The organism is Nonomuraea recticatena (assembly GCF_039533245.1).
Classification (GTDB): domain Bacteria; phylum Actinomycetota; class Actinomycetes; order Streptosporangiales; family Streptosporangiaceae; genus Nonomuraea; species Nonomuraea roseola.
In genome coordinates this window covers 49,086-69,345 of record NZ_BAAATE010000020.1, presented here as the reverse complement: position 1 = coordinate 69,345, position 20,260 = coordinate 49,086, and the positions used below count along the sequence as shown (strand labels likewise).

At 70.9% G+C, this 20,260-nt stretch carries 19 protein-coding genes; 12 read left to right on the top strand and 7 right to left on the bottom strand.

Going from position 1 to position 20,260, the window contains the following annotated elements; all coding sequences use genetic code 11:
• Nucleotides 1-56: 56 nt before the first annotated feature.
• Nucleotides 57-614, top strand: coding sequence for a ribosome recycling factor (gene frr, locus ABFX50_RS31460; RefSeq protein ID WP_346151427.1), 558 nt, complete (start codon nt 57-59; stop codon nt 612-614).
• A gap of 170 nt (nt 615-784) precedes the next feature.
• Complete coding sequence (locus tag ABFX50_RS31455) at nt 785-1,606, top strand: phosphatidate cytidylyltransferase (RefSeq protein ID WP_312895583.1); 822 nt, start codon at nt 785-787, stop codon at nt 1,604-1,606.
• A gap of 78 nt (nt 1,607-1,684) precedes the next feature.
• Here ABFX50_RS31455 and ABFX50_RS31450 read toward each other — a convergent pair whose 3' ends face one another.
• Nucleotides 1,685-2,467 (bottom strand): SAM-dependent methyltransferase, encoded by a 783-nt coding sequence (locus ABFX50_RS31450; RefSeq protein WP_346151425.1) that lies wholly within the window; start codon nt 2,465-2,467, stop codon nt 1,685-1,687.
• Nucleotides 2,468-2,485: 18 nt separating this feature from the next.
• Nucleotides 2,486-3,406 (bottom strand): suppressor of fused domain protein, encoded by a 921-nt coding sequence (locus tag ABFX50_RS31445; protein ID WP_346151423.1) that lies wholly within the window; start codon nt 3,404-3,406, stop codon nt 2,486-2,488.
• Nucleotides 3,407-3,518: 112 nt separating this feature from the next.
• Between ABFX50_RS31445 and rlmN the strand changes: the two genes are divergently transcribed.
• Nucleotides 3,519-4,628, top strand: a complete 1,110-nt coding sequence (gene rlmN / locus ABFX50_RS31440; protein WP_183648663.1) for a dual-specificity RNA methyltransferase RlmN — start codon at nt 3,519-3,521, stop codon at nt 4,626-4,628.
• 4 nt (nt 4,629-4,632) lie between these two features.
• Here the strand turns inward: rlmN and ABFX50_RS31435 are convergent, their stop codons facing one another.
• From ABFX50_RS31435 to ABFX50_RS31425, 3 genes are read right to left on the bottom strand one after another with little or no spacing between them, the layout of a single operon-like run.
• Nucleotides 4,633-5,304 carry a hypothetical protein gene (locus tag ABFX50_RS31435; RefSeq protein ID WP_346151421.1) on the bottom strand — a complete coding sequence of 224 codons (672 nt, stop codon included), beginning with the start codon at nt 5,302-5,304 and terminating at the stop codon, nt 4,633-4,635.
• Nucleotides 5,301-6,023 carry an ATP-binding cassette domain-containing protein gene (locus ABFX50_RS31430; RefSeq protein WP_346151419.1) on the bottom strand — a complete coding sequence of 241 codons (723 nt, stop codon included), beginning with the start codon at nt 6,021-6,023 and terminating at the stop codon, nt 5,301-5,303. The genes ABFX50_RS31435 and ABFX50_RS31430 overlap by 4 nt, the downstream gene beginning before the upstream one ends.
• Before the next feature lie 48 nt (nt 6,024-6,071).
• Nucleotides 6,072-7,520, bottom strand: coding sequence for a PucR family transcriptional regulator (locus ABFX50_RS31425; RefSeq protein WP_346151416.1), 1,449 nt, complete (start codon nt 7,518-7,520; stop codon nt 6,072-6,074).
• Between the two features lie 72 nt (nt 7,521-7,592).
• Here ABFX50_RS31425 and speB point away from each other — a divergent pair, with 72 nt between their 5' ends.
• Nucleotides 7,593-8,534: an agmatinase gene (speB, locus tag ABFX50_RS31420; RefSeq protein ID WP_346151414.1), complete on the top strand. Its 942-nt coding sequence runs from the start codon at nt 7,593-7,595 to the stop codon at nt 8,532-8,534.
• Nucleotides 8,531-10,024 (top strand): purine-cytosine permease family protein, encoded by a 1,494-nt coding sequence (locus ABFX50_RS31415; protein WP_346151412.1) that lies wholly within the window; start codon nt 8,531-8,533, stop codon nt 10,022-10,024. The genes speB and ABFX50_RS31415 overlap by 4 nt, the downstream gene beginning before the upstream one ends.
• Nucleotides 10,025-10,126: 102 nt before the next feature.
• Here the strand turns inward: ABFX50_RS31415 and ABFX50_RS31410 are convergent, their stop codons facing one another.
• Entirely contained in the window at nt 10,127-11,137 is a 1,011-nt protein-coding gene (locus tag ABFX50_RS31410) for an AI-2E family transporter (protein ID WP_346151411.1), read from the bottom strand.
• A gap of 156 nt (nt 11,138-11,293) precedes the next feature.
• Between ABFX50_RS31410 and ABFX50_RS31405 the strand changes: the two genes are divergently transcribed.
• The 6 genes from ABFX50_RS31405 to ABFX50_RS31380 are packed head-to-tail and all read left to right on the top strand — an operon-like array spanning nt 11,294 to nt 19,267.
• Nucleotides 11,294-12,670 carry an extracellular solute-binding protein gene (locus ABFX50_RS31405; protein ID WP_346151409.1) on the top strand — a complete coding sequence of 459 codons (1,377 nt, stop codon included), beginning with the start codon at nt 11,294-11,296 and terminating at the stop codon, nt 12,668-12,670.
• The gene (locus ABFX50_RS31400) at nt 12,645-13,550 is read left to right on the top strand and encodes a carbohydrate ABC transporter permease (protein ID WP_346151407.1); all 906 of its coding nucleotides are present in this window, start codon (nt 12,645-12,647) and stop codon (nt 13,548-13,550) included. The genes ABFX50_RS31405 and ABFX50_RS31400 overlap by 26 nt, the downstream gene beginning before the upstream one ends.
• Nucleotides 13,547-14,365: a carbohydrate ABC transporter permease gene (locus tag ABFX50_RS31395; RefSeq protein ID WP_183648650.1), complete on the top strand. Its 819-nt coding sequence runs from the start codon at nt 13,547-13,549 to the stop codon at nt 14,363-14,365. Before ABFX50_RS31400 ends, ABFX50_RS31395 begins: the two co-directional genes overlap by 4 nt.
• The gene (locus ABFX50_RS31390) at nt 14,365-15,429 is read left to right on the top strand and encodes an ABC transporter ATP-binding protein (protein WP_346151405.1); all 1,065 of its coding nucleotides are present in this window, start codon (nt 14,365-14,367) and stop codon (nt 15,427-15,429) included. The genes ABFX50_RS31395 and ABFX50_RS31390 overlap by 1 nt, the downstream gene beginning before the upstream one ends.
• Nucleotides 15,426-16,595, top strand: coding sequence for a CehA/McbA family metallohydrolase (locus ABFX50_RS31385; protein WP_346151403.1), 1,170 nt, complete (start codon nt 15,426-15,428; stop codon nt 16,593-16,595). Before ABFX50_RS31390 ends, ABFX50_RS31385 begins: the two co-directional genes overlap by 4 nt.
• Complete coding sequence (locus tag ABFX50_RS31380; RefSeq protein ID WP_346151401.1) at nt 16,586-19,267, top strand: glycoside hydrolase family 38 N-terminal domain-containing protein; 2,682 nt, start codon at nt 16,586-16,588, stop codon at nt 19,265-19,267. The genes ABFX50_RS31385 and ABFX50_RS31380 overlap by 10 nt, the downstream gene beginning before the upstream one ends.
• A gap of 71 nt (nt 19,268-19,338) precedes the next feature.
• Here the strand turns inward: ABFX50_RS31380 and ABFX50_RS31375 are convergent, their stop codons facing one another.
• Nucleotides 19,339-19,764 (bottom strand): MarR family winged helix-turn-helix transcriptional regulator, encoded by a 426-nt coding sequence (locus tag ABFX50_RS31375; protein ID WP_346151399.1) that lies wholly within the window; start codon nt 19,762-19,764, stop codon nt 19,339-19,341.
• 55 nt (nt 19,765-19,819) lie between these two features.
• Here ABFX50_RS31375 and ABFX50_RS31370 point away from each other — a divergent pair, with 55 nt between their 5' ends.
• A complete protein-coding gene (locus ABFX50_RS31370; RefSeq protein WP_346151397.1) occupies nt 19,820-20,236 on the top strand; it encodes a MarR family winged helix-turn-helix transcriptional regulator in 417 nt (138 codons plus the stop codon).
• Nucleotides 20,237-20,260: the final 24 nt, after the last annotated feature.

Here is a 20,260-nt window from a genome sequence, read left to right as displayed (position 1 = left end):
AGGAGGGACCACGAAGCGCGTGAGGAAGGTGAGCGACCAATAGACAGGGAGCCGCTGTGATCGACGAAACTCTCCTCGAAGCCGAGGAAAAGATGGACAAGGCCGTCTCGGTCGCGAAGGAGGACTTCGCGAGCATCCGGACGGGTCGCGTCACCCCGTCGATGTTCAACAAGATCAACGCCGAGTACTACGGTTCGCCGACCCCGATTCAGCAGCTGGCCTCGTTCCATGTTCCCGAGGCCCGCATGATCCTCATCCAGCCCTATGACAAGGGCTCGATGACGGCGATCGAGAAGGCGATCCGCGACTCCGACCTCGGCGTCAACCCCGGCAACGACGGCTCGGTGATCCGCGTCAACTTCCCCGAGCTCTCGGAGGAGCGCCGCAAGGAGTACGTCAAGGTCGCGCGCAACAAGGGTGAGCAGGCCAAGGTCTCCATCCGCAACATCCGCCGCTCCGCCAAGGAGACCCTCGACAAGATGGTCAAGGACGGCGAGGCGGGAGAGGACGAGGTCCGTCGCGCCGAGAAGGAGCTCGACGACCTCACCCAGAAGCACGTCGCCAAGATCGACGAGCTGCTCAAGCAGAAGGAAGCCGAGCTGCTCGAGGTCTGAGCGGTCGGTCGCTTCCGCACGGCCCTCGCTTGTTGCGGGGGCCGTGGCTTACTAACAGGAGACGTTCGTCAGACTGCCTCCCCACCGTAGCGGCAGTACGTCTGAGACGTTTCCCATTAGATCAAGCATCAGACGGCTCGTGGCGGTCTGACCGCTGAGTTGGAGAGTCTGTGGAAGAACGTACGGCGGGCAGCCGTGCCGGCAGGAACCTGCCCGCCGCGATCGCGGTGGGCGCGGGGCTGGGCGCGCTGGTCATCATCTCCCTCCTGACGATCAAGGAGCTCTTCCTCCCTGTCGTCGCGGTCGCCGTGGGTGTAGGAGCGGCCGAGGTGGTGCAGGCGCTGGCCACCAGAGGCATCAGAGTGCCGTTGATCCCCGTGCTGGTGGCGACGGCCGTGATGCAGGGCGGCGCCTACTGGGGCGGTGCGAGCTGGCTGGTGGGCACGTTCGTCGTCTTCCTCTTCGCGCTGCTGCTGTGGCGGATGTTCGACGGCGGGCAGGACGGCTACGTCCGCGACGCCACGGCCTCGGTCTTCGCGCTGGCCTATCCGCCGCTGCTGGCCGGGTTCGTGCCGCTGCTGCTTGCCGAGCCCGACGGCCACTTCCGGGTGCTGATCTTCATCGCGGTCACGGTCAGCAGCGACATCGGCGGTTACTTCGCGGGCGTCCTGTTCGGCAGGCACAAGATGTCGATCATCAGCCCGAAGAAGACCTGGGAGGGCTTCGCGGGCTCGGTGATCGCGTGCACGGCCGTGGGGGCCTGGCTGGTGGTCTGGCTGATGGACGGTCAGATCTGGCAGGGCGCGCTGATCGGCGTGCTGGCGGCGATCATGGCCACGCTGGGTGACCTGGTCGAGTCGATGATCAAGCGTGACCTCGGCATCAAGGACATGGGCACGCTGCTGCCGGGCCACGGCGGGCTCATGGACAGGCTCGACTCGCTCGTGGCGACGCTGATCCCGGTGTGGCTCCTGCTGTCACTGTTCTTCTAGGCGGCCCTGGCTCCGGACCGCCTTCCGCGACGACTGGTCCGCCTCCCGTGACCGGCCTCACCGCTCCCGCGCGGGCTGCTAGACCGCCTTTGCGACGACGCCGATGGTGCTCGGCTTGGAGAAGTCGGGCCGCTGGTGGGTGCGCCAGGCGTTGACCGGCACCAGGTGCGGCTCCTGCAGCTCCATCCCCTCGAACAGCGCGCTGATCTGGGCGCGGGTGCGCGGGGTGAGGCCACCGGGCGCGGACTTGGCGTAGACCTCCTGGACCGCCTCGACCGTGTCGTCCCCGGTGCGCTCGCCGGCGAAGGCGTGCGACATCACGATGTAGCCGCCGGGACGCACGGCCGCGCGCAGGCTCGCCATGATCCTGGCCAGCTCCTCGTCGTCGATGACGAAGTGCGCGATCGACAGCAGCAGGACGGCCACCGGCTGCTCGAAGTCGAGGTGCGCGCCCGCGGCCGCCACGATCGCCTCCGGTTCGCGCAGGTCGCCCTCGATGACGGTGGTGTTCTCGTGGGTGGCCAGCAGCGCCCTGCCGTGGACGAGCACGATCGGGTCGTTGTCGACGTAGACGACACGCGAGTCGGGGGCCACGCGCATGGCCACCTCGTGGACGTTCTCCTGCGTGGGCAGGCCGCTGCCGATGTCGAGGAACTGCCTGATGCCCGAGGCCGCCAGGTGCTCGACGGACCTGCGCAGGAAGGCGCGGTTGTCGCGGCACATCTCCACGGCGTCGGGGACCAGCTTGAGCAGCTGCTCGGCGGCCTGCCTGTCGACCTCGAAGTTGTCCTTGCCGCCCAGCCAGTAGTCGTAGATGCGAGCCACGCTGGGGGAGGTGGTGTCGATCTGGAGGTCGGTCATGTCCGGCATGTTAGGTGATCACGCCTCGCCGTTCCATGGTTCCAGCCAGAGCCATCGAACCGCCTCGCCGCCGAACCCGAACCCCGACATGTCGGGCTTGTCGTTGGCGTCCGCGAGCATGATCACTCCGTCGTACTGCCCGCCCAGCGGAAAGGTCGAAGGCTCGTGGTACCACTTGGCGGTGTGCCCGTGCCCCAGCCACGTCACCGAGTGCCACGGGTACTGCGCCAGCCACACCAGCAGCAGCGCCGCCTCGCGCGGGTCGCCGTGCGTGGCCACCGCGAGCTCGATCCTGGCGTAGGCGCGCGGCCTGTCGATCCACTGCTCGACGGTCGGCATGCGCTGGCAGCTCATGCCGACCGTCGACAGGATCGTGGCGCCTCGCTTGCCGTACGGCGGGCGCTCGGTGATGCCGACCGTCGGCAGCCGTTCCCCGCTGGCGTCCCAGTAGCGGCCCGCGGGGCCGACGATGCGGTCGAGGTGGCCCATCACGAACTGCTGGAAGGAGGCCCATGAGCCCTCGCTGTTGCGCCACTGCCAGTAGGCCCTCGCGTGGGTGAGCCTGGGCTGTAACCCCTCGAGCGCCTCGGGCAGCGCCCAGGCGAACGGTGTCTCGCCGATCGCGTCGCGCGCGTAGCCGGGCATGCCCCTGCTCATGTCGGCCCATCCAGGAATGACCGCCAGCAGCTCGTCGTTCTCATACAGGGCGACGCCGTCGCCCTCCTCGAACCACAGCGTGGTCAACTGGCCCAGCGCGTGCCGTCCCTCGGGATGGCGGGTGTTGGGCCTGGGCATGAGCGGCGGCGCGCCGGCGTTCAGCCTGGCCAGGTCGACCACCTCGGGGGCGGTCAGGTGGTTGGCCAGCCAGACGGCTCCGTGCACCTCGCCGCCCGGTGAGCACAGGTAAGCTACCGACGACGCTTCGTCGCGTTCGACCACCAGAGTGCGGCTCCCGTAAGGGTTCCCATCGGTGAGGACGACCTCGGTTTGCCCCTCGCCAGACGACCGGTATATCGCCATACATCTGGACTTTAGATCAAAGAGAGGGCTCATGACCGCCGAGAAGACCGAGCGCCCGTTGCTGCAGTTCGCCGCACCGCGGCGGGCCAAGCCCGCGAGGCACCTGGCGGACCTCACGATGCCCGAACGCCGTGCCGCCATCGCCGAGCTCGGCGAGAAGCCCTTCCGCGCAGACCAGCTCTCACGCCACTATTTCTCGCATCTGACCACCGACGTCGCCTCCATGACCGACCTGCCCGCCGCGGCCCGCGAGAAGCTGTCGGTGCTGCTGCCCCCGCTGCTCACCTCCGTGAGGGAGATGAGCACCGACGCGGGCACCACGCGCAAGACGCTGTGGCGGCTGTTCGACGGCGCGCTGGTGGAGTCGGTGCTGATGCGCTACCCCGACAGGGTCACGATGTGCGTGTCCTCCCAGGCGGGCTGCGGCATGAACTGCCCGTTCTGCGCCACGGGCCAGGCGGGTCTGACGCGCAACATGTCCACGGCCGAGATCGTCGAGCAGGTGGTCTCGGGGGCGAGGGCGCTGGCCGCCGGTGAGGTGCCCGGCGGGCCCGGCAGGGTCAGCAACGTCGTCTTCATGGGCATGGGCGAGCCGCTGGCCAACTACAAGGCGGTGATCGGGGCGGTCCGCCGCCTCACCGACCCCGCCCCCGAGGGGCTCGGCATCTCCGCCCGCGGCGTCACGGTCTCCACGGTCGGGCTGGTCCCTGCGATCGGCAAGCTCGCCGACGAGGGTCTGCCCGTCACGCTCGCCCTGTCGCTGCACGCGCCCGACGACGAGCTGCGCGACACCCTGGTGCCGATCAACACCCGGTGGAAGGTGCGCGAGGTGCTCGACGCGGCGTGGGCGTACGCGGCCAAGACCAAGCGCAGGGTCTCCATCGAGTACGCGCTGATCAAGGACATCAACGACCAGGAGTGGCGGGCCGACCTGCTCGGCAAGCTGGTGAAGAACAAGCTGGTGCACGTCAACCTGATCCCGCTCAACCCGACGCCCGGCTCGAAGTGGACCGCGTCGAGGCCCGAGGACGAGCGGGCGTTCGTGCGGCGGCTCGAGCTGCACGGGGTGCCGGTGACCGTCCGCGACACCCGTGGCCGCGAGATCGACGGCGCCTGCGGCCAGCTCGCCGCCGCCGAATAGGCTTTCACGGCCGGGCGCGGCGCAGCCTGGTGTAGGCGGCCAGGCCGAGCAGCGGCCACAGCAGCGAGGGAACGGCCAGCCACGGCAGGCCTTCGGTCAGCAGCCCGTCGGCGGCCGCGCGCATCCAGCCGCCCAGCGGCACCGTCAGCCAGGCGGCGGGCGAGAGGCTGACCAGCAGCATCGCCATGAAGCCCAGCACCAGCATCATGATCGACAGCGCGGGCGAGGGCAGGATGGGGCGGCTGGTGAGCGCCCCGAGCGCGGTGCCCGCCAGCGCCGACAGCGCGTGCAGCGCGATCGCCGCCGCCAGCTCCCCTCGCGAGGGGAGCTCCGAGACGCCGAGCAGCAGCCCCCACACCACCGCCAGCGCGGCGAAGGCCGAGGTCACCACCAGCGCGGCGAGCAGCCCCGCGGCCACCTCCCTCGACGGCGACCCCACCGCCGTGGCGGAGATCGCGCGCTGCTGGTCGGGCTCGGTGTCGAGCAGGCTCCTGGCCGACCAGGCCAGGAGCGGCACCAGCAGGACAGCGGTGTCGGTCAGGGCGGTGACCTCCTGACCGAGCGGGGCCCTGACGCCGTAGGCCAGCGCGAGCAGCACCAGGACGGGCAGCAGGGCCCTGACGACGCGATGCGACCTGGCGAACGCGTCGAGCTTGAAGAGGGTCAGGGCGATCATGCGCGATCCAGCTCTCTGGCCTGGTAGCCGTCGCCGCGCATCCTGGCCATGAACGCGGGCACCTCGTCGGCGGGCACCGTCACGACGACGTCCGCGGGGGGCGCGGCCGTCACGGGCGGGGGGCTTGCCGTGCTCTCCTTCACCTCGCCGTCGAGGACGGCCCAGCGGCGCACCGAGGGCAGGCCGCGCAGGCCGCCCTGGTGGTCGCTCACCACGACCATGCCGCCCCTGCCCGCGACCTCGGTCACGATGGCGGGCAGCTCCGCCCTGGTGTCGGCGTCGAGCCCCGCGAACGGCTCGTCCAGCACGAGCAGGCCGGGCTCGGCCATCAGCGCCTGGACGAGGCCGACCTTGTGCGCGCTGCCCTTGGACAGGTCGCGCAGCCGCTCGTTCATGAGGGGCGCCATGCCGAGCCTGTCGATCCACGGCTCGAAGCGGGCCCGTCTGATCCTGGCCTGGTGGGTGAGGTAGGCGGTGACGGTGAAGGGCTGTTCGGCGGGGAAGCGGTCAGGAGCGAAGCCGACCACGGCGGGGCGGCCCGAGATCGTGCCGGCGGTCGGCCGGGCGAGCCCCGCCATCAGGCGCAGCAGGGTGGACTTGCCCGCGCCGTTCGCGCCGACGACCTCGGCGACGTCGCCGGGGGCCAGAGCCATCTCGACGCCGCGCAGCACCGTGGGAGCGCGCCTTCGGTAGCTGTAGCTCACGTTCACCAGCCGCATGGCCCCCCATCCTGCACGGTCGGGGCCCACCGGCGCTACGGGCGACGATCAGTCCTGCAGGCCGAGCTGGTGGGCGGCGCGGATGGCGAGCCAGACCTCGGCGAAGGCGGCGCTGGAGGACAGGTCGCGTCCGGTCAGCTCGGCGAAGCGCCGCAGCCTGTAGGCGAGCGTGTTCGGGTGGACGTGCAGGGCCGCCGCGGCGTCCTCCGTGCGCCTGTCGCGCTCCATCCAGGTGCGCGCCGAGGTGAGCAGCTGGGAGCCGTGCGCGGAGTCGTAGGCGAGCACCGCGCCGAGCACGTGTTCCACCAGCGCCGTCAGCACCCGGGGGTCGTCCTGCAGCCAGCGGCCCGTGGTGTCGTCGCCGTAGTGGACCAGCGCCCTTCCCGACTCGGCTGCCCTGGCCGCGGCCCACACCGCCTCCCGCTGCGCCACGCGCAGCGGCTCGCCCGAGACGAAGGGCCTGGAGACCCCTGCCGCCACGCCCTGGATCGCGGCGACGGCCGTGGCGAGGGAGGGGGAGCCGAGGACGTAGTGGTCGTCGCCGCGGCGCAGCATGAGGTGCGGCCTGCCGTCGAGCGCGCGGCGCAGCGCGTCGTCGCCGGCCTGGCGTACGGCCAGCAGCGCGATCGGCGACTCGAGCCCCATCCTGGCCAGCCGCCGCCTGGCCGCGGCCGGGTCGAGCACGTCCTGCAGCAGCTCGGAGAGGGTCTCGGCCCCCTCGCGGCGCAGCGTCTCACGCTCGTTCCTGACCATGGCCACCTGCAGCGCGGCCACGGTGGCGATGTGCTGGACGACGGCCAGCCCCGCGGGCCGCGCGCCCTCACGCTCGAAGGCCACCAGGAAGCCGGCGGGACCGCCGGGCGCGGGCACCGGCAGCACGAAGCCGCCGGGAATGGTGGGTGGAGCCTCGGGTACGGCCGGCAGCACGTCCACCGAGGGCACGGGCACGCCGGGCAGCAGCGGGCGCCCCTGCGGCGTGCAGAGGAAGACCTCGTAGCCGCTCAGCCGCTCCAGCCGCCTGAACAGCGTGGCGTGGTCGAGGTCCTCGGCCGCCAGCCAGCGCAGCGCCCCGAACACCTGCAGCTGCGCGCCGAGCCGCTGCCTCGCGTCCTCCTGGACGGCCGCCGCCACCTCCTGTGCGATCGCGATGAACGGCACGGCCAGCGGCACCTCCAGCACCGGCATGCCGCGCTCCTCGGCCGCCTCGAAGAAGGCCCTGCGCAGCGGGGGCACGTGCAGCTGCGCCGACAGCGCCAGCGCCGAGACGCCCGCGTCGTCGAGCCGCTCCAGATAGGCCCGCTGCCTGGCGGCCGAGTGCGGCACGCCGATGCCCGTGGTCATGATGACCTCGGCGCCCAGCAGCCAGGGTGTCGGGTCGTCCAGCTCGCTGACGTGCGCCCACGAGACGGAGCGCGACAGACCCGCCTGTCCCGCGAGCAGGCGCAGCTGCAGCGCGGGGGAGCGGAGAAGATCCTCGACGGACACCTTTGTGGCCACACACAAAGCGTATGTATACCTTTGTGAGCTGCACAATTGCCGCCTCCGCCACGACGACGCAGACTCGTGCCCATGACTCAGCAGCCCAGGGGACCCGTCGACTCCTCCAGGACGCCGCGCTTCGCGGGATTCGCCACTTTCGCCCGCCTGCCAAGGCTCGACGAGGTCGAGCACGTGGACGTCGCCGTGGTGGGCGTGCCGTTCGACAGCGGCGTCTCCTACCGGCCTGGGGCGAGGTTCGGCCCCTCGGCGGTCAGGGAGGCCTCGCGGCTGCTGCGGCCGTACAACCCTGGCCTGGACGTGTCGCCCTTCGAGACGCTGCAGGTCGCGGACGCGGGCGACATCGCCTGCAACCCGTTCAACATCGGCGAGGCGGTCGAGACCCTCCAGGACGCGGCGGCCGCGTTCGACAGCAGGCTGGTCACCATCGGCGGCGACCACACGATCGCGCTGCCGCTGCTGCGCGCCGTCGCCGCCAAGCACGGGCCGGTGGCGCTGCTGCACTTCGACGCGCACCTCGACACCTGGGACACCTACTTCGGCGCCGAGTACACCCACGGCACGCCCTTCCGCAGGGCCGTCGAGGAGGGCATCCTCGACACCGAGGCGCTCAGCCACGTCGGCATCCGCGGCCCCCTGTACGGCAGGCGCGACCTCGAGGAGGACCGCAGGCTCGGCTTCGGCATCCTGACCTCACGCGACGTCATGCGGATGGGCGTGGACGAGGTGGTCGACGCGCTGCGCCAGCGGATCGGCGACCGCCCGCTCTACATCTCCGTCGACATCGACGTGCTCGACCCCGCCCACGCCCCCGGCACAGGAACCCCCGAGGCGGGCGGGCTGACCAGCCGGGAGTTGCTGGAGATCCTGCGCGGCATGGCCGGTGCGAACCTGGTCGGCGCCGACGTGGTGGAGGTCGCCCCCGCCTACGACCACGCCGAGATCACCTCCATCGCCGCCTCTCACGTCGCCTACGACCTGGTCAGCCTGCTCGCACTGAAGGAAAAGCCGTGAAGATCGAGACCTACGGCGTCGAGCGCATTCCCGACGCCGACCGCAGCGCCCGGCCGATCGACCTGTTCAGGCTCGCCTTCGGCGGCGCGAACACCTTCGCCACCTGCGTGCTCGGCACCTTCCCCATCCTGTTCGGCCTGTCGTTCTGGCAGGGGGTGACCGCGACCGTGCTGGGCCTGGTGGTGGGCGCGCTGATCCTGGCTCCGCTGTCGCTGTTCGGCCCGCTCAACGGCACGAACAACGCCGTCTCCTCCTCGGCGCACCTCGGCGTCCACGGCAGGATCGTCGGCTCGTTCCTGTCGCTGCTCACCGCCATCGCCTTCTTCTCCATCTCGGTGTGGTCCTCGGGCGACGCGCTGGTCGGCGGGGCGCACCGGCTGGTGGGCCTGCAGGAGAGCGACGTCACCTACGGCGTGGCCTACGCGCTCTTCGCCGTCCTGGTGCTCGTGGTCTGCGTCTACGGCTTCCGCTTCATGCTCTTCGTCAACAAGATCGCGGTCCTGGCGGCCTCGCTGCTGTTCGTCCTCGGCGTCTTCGCCTTCGCCGGCGACTTCGACCCCTCCTACGCGGGCACGCTGGAGGCCGGCGACCCGCTGTTCTGGCCTTCCTTCATCGGCGCCGCGCTGATCGTGCTGTCCAACCCGGTCTCCTTCGGCGCCTTCCTCGGCGACTGGTCGCGTTACATCCCCGCGCGGACGCCGCGCGCCAGGGTGCTGGCCGCCGCGTTCCTGTCGCAGATCGCCACCTTCCTGCCGTTCCTGTTCGGCCTGACCACCGCCTCGATCATCGCCACCAAGGCCGCGAAGTACGTCGACCCCGCCGCGCCCAACTACGTGGGCGGCCTGCTGGCCATCTCGCCGGGCTGGTACTTCGTCCCCGTCTGCCTCATCGCGCTGATCGGCGGCATGTCCACGGGCACCACCGCGCTGTACGGCACCGGCCTCGACTTCTCCAGCGTCTTCTCCCGCTTCTCCAGGGTCCAGGCGACGATCTTCATCGGCACGCTGTCGATCGTCTTCATCTTCGTCGGCCGTTTCGCCGCGAACCTGACCCAGAGCATCTCCACCTTCGCCACGCTGATCATCACCTGCACCGCGCCGTGGATGGTCATCATGATGCTCGGCTACCTCACCAGGCGCGGCTGGTACGACGCCGAGGCGCTGCAGGTCTTCAACCGCCGCCAGCGCGGGGGCCGCTACTGGTTCACCCACGGCTGGAACTGGCGGGGCATGACGGCCTGGCTCGTCTCCGCGGTCGTGGCCATCCTGTTCGTCAACCTGCCGGGCCAGTTCGTGGGGCCGCTGGGCGACCTGGCGGGCGGAGTGGACATCTCGCTGCCGGTGGGCCTGGCGATCGCCGCCGTGCTCTACCTCGTGCTGCTGGCGGCCTTCCCCGAGCCCCGCGAGGTCTACGGGCCCGCAGGCCCCCGCCTGGTCCGCGCCGCCGACACCCCCGTCCCTCCCATCGTCGCCGCCGAGCTCGTCGGCTAGCCCGTCCCGCGCGTCGCCGCGGATGCGCGTCATCGTCCCCGAGGAGGCCGCCCGCGGCCCCGTGGGGGAGGCGGTCACCCTCGACGCCGTCATCCCCTTCGTTCACGATCCGGAGGCGGCCCTCTCGCCCTGACGGTGGCGCAGCAGCGCCACCACGACGGAGGTCACGGGGGCGGCCAGGAACGCGCCGGTGATCCCCGCCAGCACGCTGCCGAGCGTGATCGCGATCAGGATCACCGCCCCCGGCAGGTCGAGCGCCTTGCCGTAGATCTGCGGGGCCAGCACGTGCCCCTCGATCTGCTGGACCAGCACCGTGACCGCCACCACGATGAGCGCCACCAGCCAGCCCTTGGCCACGAAGGCCACCACCGCGGCCAGCAGGCCCGCCATGAACGCGCCCACCACCGGCAGGAACGCGCCCGCGAAGGTGAGCACCGCCAGCGGGAGCGCGATCGGCACGCCGAGGATCCACAGCGCGATCCCGATGAAGAACCCGTCCACCACGCCGACGATCGCCACGCCCCTGATGTAGCGGCCCACGACGTCGAAGACCACCTCGCCGGTCCGCCTCATGCGCGGCCTGGCCCGCAGCGGCGCGAGGTCGGTGAGCCAGCCGTACAGCCGGTCCCCTCCGTGCACGAAGTAGATCGCCAGGATGACCGCGAGCACCGCGCCCACGATGATCTCGCCGACGGTCTTGGCGCCCGCGAGGGCGCCCGTGGCGATCTGCCGCCCCTGCTCGGCCAGCCACGTCCTGGCCTGGGTGAGCATGTCGGCCAGGCGCGCGTCGTCGAGGCCGAGGCGGGCGGCCAGCGTGTGCAGGTCGTCCAGCGCGGTTCCCACGCTGACGTGCAGCCGCGACAGCCCGTTGATCGTGGGCGGCACGAGCAGGGCGAAGAAGGCCACCAGGAGCGCCAGGCCGCCCACGCACACGATCGCGGTCGACAGGCCCCTGCCCATGCCACGGGCGCGCAGCAGGCGCGCGGGCGGCAGCAGCAGCGTGGTGAGGAAGACGCCGAGCACGATCGAGATGGCGACCGTGCGCACCAGCGAGAGACAGTAGAGGGCCACGGCGATGAGCGCGATCACCCCGAGCGCGCGCCATGGCTTCATGCCCATGGCCTTCCCCCTGGAGGAACGCGGCGCATCAGAGGCACCACAAAGGGATGACCAAAAATACTGAGGTTTCGCGAATGTTGCCAGGTCTTTACGTCGTGCGGTTGTCATGACATATTGGCCCATGCTTTTCGGACACTCTCGGAGGGTTGCGTGAAAAGATCCATTGGCGCTGTCGCGGTCCTGGCCGCGACCGGAATGGCGCTCACCGCATGCGGGCAGTCGTCCTCCGACGCTGACACCATCGAGCTCACGATCACACAGAACGCCATCGCCGGAGGCAAGAACGCGGCGGCGGCCGACCACATCGCCAAGTGGGTCATCCCCAAGTTCGAGGCGGCGCAGAAGGCCAAGGGCAAGGACGTCAAGGTCAAGTTCGTGCCGAGCGGCGTCGACGACGAGCAGTACAAGACCAAACTCGCGCTCGACCTCAAGTCCAAGAAGGGCGCCGACGTCATCGACATCGACGGCATCTGGGCGGGCGAGTTCGCCGAGGCCGGATACATCAAGCCGCTGTCGGAGGTCGCGGGAGCGGAGACCGACAGCTGGGAGGGCTGGTCGCAGATCCCCGAGGCCGTCCAGGGGCTGACCACCTACAACGACAAGAAGTACGCGCTGCCGATCGGCACCGACGGCCGTGTCCTCTACTTCAACAAGACCCTCTTCCAGAAGGCGGGCCTGCCCGCCGACTGGCAGCCGAAGAGCTGGCAGGAGGTCATCGACGCGGGCAACAAGCTGAAGACGGCGGGCGTGCCCACGCCGATCCAGATCAACGCGGGCACCGCCATGGGTGAGGCGACCTCGATGCAGGGCGTGCTGCCGCTGCTGGCGGGCGCGGGCGGCGAGATCTTCAAGGACGGCAAGTGGAGCGGCGCCTCCCAGCCGCTCAAGGACGCCCTCGGCCTCTACCAGCAGATCTACGGCGGCAGCGGCCTGGGCGACCCCAAGCTCCAGCAGGAGGCCAAGGGCCGTGACAAGTCCTTCGCCGAGTTCGCCGACGGCAAGATCGGCATCCTGATGGAGGGCGACTACTTCTGGCGCGGCGTCGTCAACCCCACGGACGGCGTGGCCAAGATGGCCGACCGCGACCAGGTCGTCGGCTTCGCGATGATCCCCGCCATCCAGCCGGGCAAGGGCATCCGCGGCCAGGACTTCGTCAGCATGTCGGGCGGCGCCCTGCGCACGATCAACCCCAACAGCAAGCACCCGAAGGAGGCCTTCGAACTGGCCGCCTTCACCCTCTCGCCCGAGGCGCTGAAGGAGGAGACCAAGCAGAACGTCCGCATCACCCCGCGTACGGACGTCAACAAGGAGATCCTCACCGGCGACCCGCTGCTGATGTTCATCTCCGAGAAGGTGCTCCCGTTGACGGCCTACCGGCCGCCGATGGCCGTCTACCCGCAGGTCTCGGCCGCGCTGCAGGAGGCCACCGCCCAGGTGGTCAGCGGCAAGGCGCCCGATCAGGCGGCGGCGGACTACCAGGCGAAGCTCGAAGGACTCGTCGGTGGCGCAGGCAACGTCGCATCCTAAGGCCCGCTACAGCGCGGACGCGGCGGGTCTGGGCACGCCCAGAGCCGCCGCGTTCATCGCCCCCGCGATGGCGCTCATCGCGGTGTTCCTGGTCTTCCCCGCGCTGTGGGTCATCTACCTGGGCCTGACCAACTACCGGCTGACCGGCCTGGCCGCGGCCGAACCGCAGTTCGTCGGTCTCGACAACTTCGTCAAGGCCGTCTCCGACGAGGGCTTCTGGAACTCCGCCTGGCTGACCGTCCAGTTCGTGCTCGGCTCGGCCGTCATCGGCCAGGTCGTGCTCGGCTTCACCATCGCCTGGCTGCTGCGCGATCGGCAGGGGCCGCTCAAGCGCGTGGTCGAGGGCCTGGTCATCCTGGCCTGGATCCTGCCGGGCGCGGTCGTCTCCTTCCTGTGGATCGCGCTGCTCGACCGTGACGGCGGCACGCTCAACGCGCTGCTCGGCATCCCCGGCTTCGCCTGGCTGCTCGACCACCCGATGCTGTCGATCATCATCTTCAACACCTGGCGCGGCACCGCGTTCTCGATGATGCTGTACGGCGCCGCCCTCGGGAACGTGCCACCCTCGCACCTCGAAAGCGCCCGCCTGGCGGGGGCGTCGGGATGGCAGCAGCTGCGCGACGTGGTCTTCCCGCACATCAGGGGCCACATCCTGACCAACCTGCTGCTGATCAGCCTCTGGACCTTCAACGACTTCACCCCGTTCCTGCTCACCGCGGGAGGGCCCGACCACAAGTCGGAGGTGCTGGCGGTCCACGTCTACAACGTGGCGCTGAGCGGCGGCGAGCTCGGATTCGGCGCGGCGGTCTCCACGATCATCCTGCTGATCAACCTGGTGGTGGCCGTGTTCTACCTCCGGCTGCTCAGGAGGAAGTCATGACCCGACACATCGTCGGCAGGATCGGGTTCTACACCCTGATCGCGCTGCTGATGGCCTTCTTCACGGTGCCGCTGCTGTGGCTGGCCGCGGCGCCCTTCACCTCCGACCCGACGTACGAGGTGTCGCTGCCGGACTTCACGTTCACCAACTTCCAGGCGATCCTCGAACACCCCTACGCGCTCGGCTCGCTCTACAACTCGCTGCTGCTGGCCGTGGGCACCGCCGTCCTGGTGGTGCTGCTGGCCGCGCTGGCCGCCTACGCCCTCAGCCGGGTGCGCATGCCGGGCCGCGACGCGCTGCTCTACGCGCTGCTGCTGCTGTCCTCGATCATCACGGGCACGGCCGCGATGGTGCCGCTGTTCCAGCTGGCCGTCGAGCTCAACCTCATCGACTCGCAGCTCGGCCTCATCCTCATCCTCACCGGCGGCCTGCTGCCCGCGGCGATCTTCATGCTCAAGGACTTCATGGACTCCACGCCCAAGTCCTACGAGGAGTCGGCGCGCGTCTTCGGCGCCTCCCCTCTGCAGATCGTCGGCCACGTCGTGGTGCCACTGGTGCGGCCCGGCCTCGCCACGATCGGCGTCTGGGCGATCGCCAACGTCTGGGGCAACTTCCTGATGCCCTACCTGCTGCTGAGCGACATCGAGAAGCAGCCGGGCGCGGTGATCATGTTCACCCTCTACACCGAGGGCGGACAGGCCAACCTGCCGCTGCTGTCCACCTTCGGCCTGCTCTACTCGGTCCCTGTGGTCCTCATGTACCTGTTCGTCAGCAAGAAGTACGGCTTCCGCTTCCACGGAGGGATCAAGCGCTGATGGCCGCTATCGAACTCAAAGGCCTGACCAAGGTCTATCCCGGCGGCGTGAAGGCGCTCGACTCGCTGGACCTGGAGATTCCCGACGGCGAGTTCTTCGCCCTGCTCGGCCCTTCCGGCTGCGGCAAGACCACGCTCCTGCGCACGATCGCGGGCCTGGAGACCGCCACGGGCGGCGCGATCGTCATCGGCGACCGCGACGTCACGGGCGTCCAGCCCGGCGCGCGTGACGTGGCGATGGTCTTCCAGGACTACGCGCTCTTCCCGCACATGGACGTCACCGACAACATCGCCTACCCGCTGCGCATCAAGAAGGTGGCCAAGGCCGCGCGAGCGGAGAAGGCCCGCGAGGTGGGCGAGCGGCTCGGACTGGCGCACCTCATGGACCGCCGCCCCGGACAGCTGTCCGGAGGGCAGCAGCAGCGCGTGGCACTGGCCCGCGTCATGGCCACCCAGGCGCAGGCGTTCCTGTTCGACGAGCCGCTGTCGAACCTGGACGCCAGGCTCAGGCTGGAGGCGCGCACCTTCCTGAAGAAGCTGCAGCGCGAGCTGGGCGTCACCACCGTCTTCGTGACCCACGACCAGGCCGAGGCGCTGGCCATGGCCGACAGGATGGCGGTCATGGAGAACGGGCTCATCAGGCAGATCGGCACCCCCGCCGAGGTCTTCCAGCGCCCCGCCAACACCTTCGTGGCCTCCTTCATCGGCTCCACCCCGATGAACCTGCTCGACGGGCAGGTCAGAGGAGAGAGGCTGGAGGTGGCAGGGTGCAAGCTGCCGGTGCCCTCCTCCGTCGAGGGGCGGCTGAGCGAGGGGGAGCAGATCGTGTACGGCGTGCGTCCTGAGTACATGACCTACTCGACCGAGCCCGTCGAGGGCGCCTTCGGCGGCAGAGTGTCGATCATGGAGAATCTGGGCGCCGCCCACCTGGTGACGCTGGAGGTCAACGACACCCTCGTCCAGGTGGTCGTGCCGGAAGGCAGCGAGCCGCCGCTCGGTGCGGAAGGATTCGCGGTGCCCAAGGACGGCAGGGCGCTGGTCTACCGGGATGGGAACGTCGTATGACCCTGATTCGGGGCCGCTGGAGCCTGGACGACCGCCTGGAGCAGATCCTGAGGGAGGTGCCCTTCGAGGTGCCTCGCGGGGCGGCGGGGCTGACCGTGAGACTGGGCTACGACCGGTCGAAGGGGGTGCTCGACCTCGGGGCCGCCTCGCCGTACGGCTTTCGCGGCTGGTCGGGCGGCGCGCGCGACGAGTACACGATCACCCGTGACTGGGCCACGCCCGGCTACCTGCCGGGCGAGCTGGAGGGCGGGACGTGGCAGGTGTGGCTGCGGCTGCACAGGGTGCCGCCCGAGGGACTGGAGTTCTCCCTCGAGGTGAGCGTCCACACGCGCGCGCCCGATCCGCCCGCCGAGCAGGCGCCGCTCGAGGCCGCCAGGCCGCCGCGCAGGGACATCCCCGACGTCGAGGGCCTGCGGTGGTACGCGGGCGACTTCCACGCCCACACCGTCCACAGCGACGGCGCGCTGACCGTCCAGGAGCTGGCGGCGCTGGCCGCCGGCAGGGGGCTCGACTTCCTCGCCGTCACCGACCACAACACCGTCAGCCACCACCCCCACCTGGCGAAGGTCAGGGAGATCACGCTGATCCCCGGGCAGGAGGTGACCACCGACAGAGGCCACGCCAACGTCTTCGGCGACGTCGGCTGGGTGGACTTCAGGAAGCCCGCCGACACCTGGGGCGAGCGCGGCCTGATGTCGGTCAACCACCCGCTCGGCGGCGACTGCGCCTGGCTGCAGCCCATCGCCGAGCGCCCCCGGGTGGCCGAGGTCTGGCACTCGGGCTGGTGGGACCGGCGCTGGGGCGCGCCGCTGGCCTGGGCCGAGGCCTGGCGCGACGATGTCATCGTGATCGGCGGCAGCGACTTCCACCGGCACGGCTCCGACGGCCTGCCGGGCGAGCCCACCACGTGGGTGCTGGCCGCGCATCCCGGCGAGATCCTCGAAGGGGTGCGCGAGGGCCGTACCGCGGTGTCGGCGGGCCCTGACGCGCCGCTGCTGCTCAGGCTCGGCGACGAGCTGCTGGCCCTGGACGCCGACGGGCTCGTGCTGGTGCGCAGGGGAGGCGCGCGGCAGGTGATCCGCGGCGACAGGGCGCTGGTGCCCGCCGGTGAGGGCCCCTTCAGGTTGGAAACGCACGAGAACGAGGTGATGGCGCTGTGCGCGTAGTCGTGGTTCCCCACACGCACTGGGACAGAGAGTGGTACGAGCCCTTCCAGCGTTTCAGGCTGCGGCTGGTGGCGCTGATGGACGAGGTGCTCGACACCATGGAGCGCGAGCCCGCCTACCATTTCACCCTCGACGGGCAGCTGGCCTGCGTCGACGACTACCTGGAGGTCCGCCCCGAGGCGCGCGACAGGATCGCGGCGCTGGTGCGCGAGGGCCGCCTGGCGATCGGGCCGTGGCAGATCCTGCTGGACGAGTTCCTGTGCTCGGGCGAGAACATCGTCCGCAACCTGGAGCTCGGGATGAGCCGCGCGGACAAGCTGGGCGGCGCCATGCCGGTCGGCTACCTGCCCGACATGTTCGGCCACACCGCCCAGATGCCGCAGATCCTGCGCCTCGCGGGGCTCACGCACGCGTGCGTGTACAGGGGCGTGCCGTCCTCCGTGGTCACCGACGCCTTCGCCTGGGTCGCGCCCGACGGCACCGCCGTGCGCACGCAGTACCTGCCCGCAGGCGGATACGGCAACGGCGCGCACCTGTTCGAGGCCCCCGGGCAGCTGGAGGCGCGGGCCGAGGAGTTCGTCGCGACCATGACGCGGTGGCAGGGGGAGACCGCGCCGCTGCTGGCGATGTACGGCACCGACCACTCGGCTCCGGTGGCGGGGCTGCCGGAGATGGTGGCGTCGCTGGGCGCCCGCATGGACACCTTGTCCGGTTACATCACGTCGCTGGACGGCCCCGCGGTCGAGCAGCTGCCCCGCGTGGAGGGCGAGCTGCGCTCGCACGCGCGCGCCAACATCCTGCCGGGCGTCATCTCGGTGCGCGCCCACGTCAAGCAGGCGATGGGCAGGGCCGAGCGGATGGTCGAGCGCTACGCCGAACCGCTCGCCGCGCTCTGGGGCGAGGCGTGGCCCGGCAGGTTCCTCGACATGGCCTGGTGGCGGCTGGTCGACGCCAGCGGGCACGACTCGGTCACCGGCTGCGGCGTGGACGACACCGCCCAGCAGGTCGCCGCCCGCATCGCCGAGGCCGAGCATCTCGGGCAGGCCGTCCGCGACATGGTCACCGCGCGGCTGGCCGCCGCCGTGCCCTCGGGCGGGATCCTGGTCGTCAACCCCTCGCCCTTCGAACGCTCGGGCGTGGTCCTGGTGGAGGTGGCGGGGTCGGACCCGCTGGTGGACGCCTCGGGCGCCCGCGTGCCCTCCCAGACCCTGGAGTACGCGCCGACGCTGCTGCTCGACGAGGAGATGGACCCCAGGGTGGCGCTGACGTTCGTCCACGGCACCGAGCTGTACGGCCAGCACGTGACCGGCTGGTCCGTCGCCGAAGGGGTGCTGACGTTCACGGTCGCGCGTGAGTCGTCGGCGCCGTTCGACGTGTCGGAGGTGGCGGCGGCCCTCACCGACGACGTCACCCGCGTGCGCATCGTCGCCGAGCCCCGCCGTACGGTCGCGGCCCTGGTGAACACCCCCGCCCTCGGCCACACCAGCCTCGCCCCCTCAACCGCCCCGAGCGCCGCCCAGGGAACCTCAGCCGCCGAGGGCGTCAGCTCGCGGGCCTGGGAAGGTGTGCGGGCCGGCGAGAGGGTGCTGGACAACGGCCTGCTCAAGGTGGAGATCGCCGCCGACGGCACCCTCACACTCACCGGCGCGGACGGCGTGACAGTGACCGGCGCGGGCCGCATCGTCGACGGCGGCGACGTCGGCGACACCTACAACTACGCGCCCCCCGCCACCGACCGGCTCGTCTCCGACCCCGACGACGTCGAGATCACCCCTGTCTGCACGGGCCCGCTGGTGGCCGCGACCGACGTCCGCCGCGTCTACCGCTGGCCCGCCGACGCCCAGGTGGAGGGCACCCCCGAACTGCCCGCCGCCGCCCGCTCGGACGGCACGGAGGAGATCGTCGTCGGCACCCGGGTCGAGCTTCGGGCCGGCGAGCCGTTCGTCAGGCTGCGGGTGGAGTTCGACAACCGCTGCTCCGACCACAGGGTCAGGCTGCACGTGCCGATGCCCGCCCCCGCCACGTCGTCCTTCGCCGAGGGGCAGTTCGCGGTGGTCGAGCGGGGGCTGACGTCGGAGGCGGGCTGCGGCGAGACCCCGCTGCCCACCTTCCCCGCCTCCTCGTGGGTGTCGGCGGGCGGGGTGGCGGCGCTGCTGGAGCACGTCACCGAGTACGAGCTGGTGGACGGCGAGCTGGCGCTCACGCTGCTTCGCTCGGTCGGCTACCTCTCCCGCAACCGCAACGCCCTCCGGCCCGAGCCGGCGGGCCCGCAGCTGCCCACGCCGGCCGCCCAGTCCCGCGGGCTGCGCACGGTGAACATGGCCCTCATGCCCCACACCGGTTCGTGGGCGGCGGTGCCCCCCGCCGCCGAGGTCTTCCGCCACGACCTCCTCGCGGTTCCCGGCGCGGGCGAGCCGTCCCTTCCCCTGCCGCCCGCCGCCGCCGGCCTGTCGGTGACGGGCGAAGGCGTGGTCATGACGTCGCTGCGCGAGCGTGACGGCTGGAAGGAGCTGCGCGTGGTCGCCATGTCCGACGTCGACACGGTCGCCACGATCGAGGGGGCCTTCACCGAGGCGCGCTCGGCCGATCTCAGGGGCCGCCCCGGCGGCCCTGTCGACGCCTCTCGTCTGCCGTTGCGCGCGTGGGAGATCGCCACCATCCAGCTGCGCTGAGCCGGCGGCGGTCACGGCGGGCTCCTCCGACCACCGGCGGGCCCGCCGTCCTCCTTGGCGGTCGGCGGCGGTCAGCGCGGGGTGCCCGAGGACTCCAGGTTGTCGGCCATCCACTGGAGCACGTCCATGGTCGCCTCGAACTCCTCTCCGCTCACGCCCGCGCTCATCAGCGTCCTGATGGCGGCCACCCGGCCCGAGGCCGCCGCGTGGGCGCTCCTGCCGTCCTCGGTGAGCGCGTGCCGCCCTTCGGGATCGACGCCGAGCCACCCTCTGCCCGCCAGTTCGCCGACGACGCCGGCCACCGTCTCGTCCCCGCCGTCCCAGAACGGACGCAGCTCCTCGCCGAGCCGCTCGTCGTCACAGGCGCCACGGCTGAGCACGTTGAGGACCTGCCATTGGCGGCGCGAGAGGCCGGCCTCGGCCAGCAGGCGGTCGAAGGTCTGCTCGATGAGCCCGTCGAGCCGCTTGAGCCGGTAGCCGATCATCCGATCGTTCACCCGAATCTCCATGTCCTAAGTAATATATATATCAAGTGACATGTATCATGACGGCATGGACGATGTCGAGCGGGTCGAGGCGGCGATGGTGGCCGTCAGGCGAAGGCAGAGCAGAAGGGCGCTGGCGCGGCTGCAGGGCGTCGCAGGGCCCCTCCACGACGTGCTGGACGTCGTGGAGGCGGGCGGTCCTGTCACGGTCTCCACACTGGCCCAGGCGCTCGGCGTCGACCAGCCGAGAGCGAGCAGGATGGTCGCGGCGGCGGTGGCGGCGGGGCTGGTGGCGCGCGAGGCCGACCAGTCCGACGGGCGCCGCTCGGTGCTGGTGATGACGGAGGCCGGTCGCGCGGCGGCCGAGCAGGCGCACGAGGCGCGCAGGGCGGTGTTCGGCTCGGCGATGGAGGGCTGGACGGAGGCGGAGCGGGCCGAGTTCGCCCGTCTGCTGACCCGCTTCGTCCAGGCCCTGCCCGGCTGAGCCCGCCAGGGGGTGCCCGTGGGG

Bases quoted from the DNA above. Each gene is read 5' to 3' on its own strand.
- ABFX50_RS31390 (WP_346151405.1), top strand. From the start codon at position 14,365: ATGGCCGCTATCGAACTCAAAGGCCTGACCAAGGTCTATCCCGGCGGC.
- ABFX50_RS31435 (WP_346151421.1), bottom strand. From the start codon at position 5,304: ATGATCGCCCTGACCCTCTTCAAGCTCGACGCGTTCGCCAGGTCGCAT.
- speB (WP_346151414.1), top strand. From the start codon at position 7,593: ATGACTCAGCAGCCCAGGGGACCCGTCGACTCCTCCAGGACGCCGCGC.
- ABFX50_RS31385 (WP_346151403.1), top strand. From the start codon at position 15,426: ATGACCCTGATTCGGGGCCGCTGGAGCCTGGACGACCGCCTGGAGCAG.
- ABFX50_RS31370 (WP_346151397.1), top strand. From the start codon at position 19,820: ATGGACGATGTCGAGCGGGTCGAGGCGGCGATGGTGGCCGTCAGGCGA.
- ABFX50_RS31395 (WP_183648650.1), top strand. From the start codon at position 13,547: ATGACCCGACACATCGTCGGCAGGATCGGGTTCTACACCCTGATCGCG.
- ABFX50_RS31430 (WP_346151419.1), bottom strand. From the start codon at position 6,023: ATGCGGCTGGTGAACGTGAGCTACAGCTACCGAAGGCGCGCTCCCACG.
- ABFX50_RS31450 (WP_346151425.1), bottom strand. From the start codon at position 2,467: ATGACCGACCTCCAGATCGACACCACCTCCCCCAGCGTGGCTCGCATC.
- rlmN (WP_183648663.1), top strand. From the start codon at position 3,519: ATGACCGCCGAGAAGACCGAGCGCCCGTTGCTGCAGTTCGCCGCACCG.
- ABFX50_RS31410 (WP_346151411.1), bottom strand. From the start codon at position 11,137: ATGAAGCCATGGCGCGCGCTCGGGGTGATCGCGCTCATCGCCGTGGCC.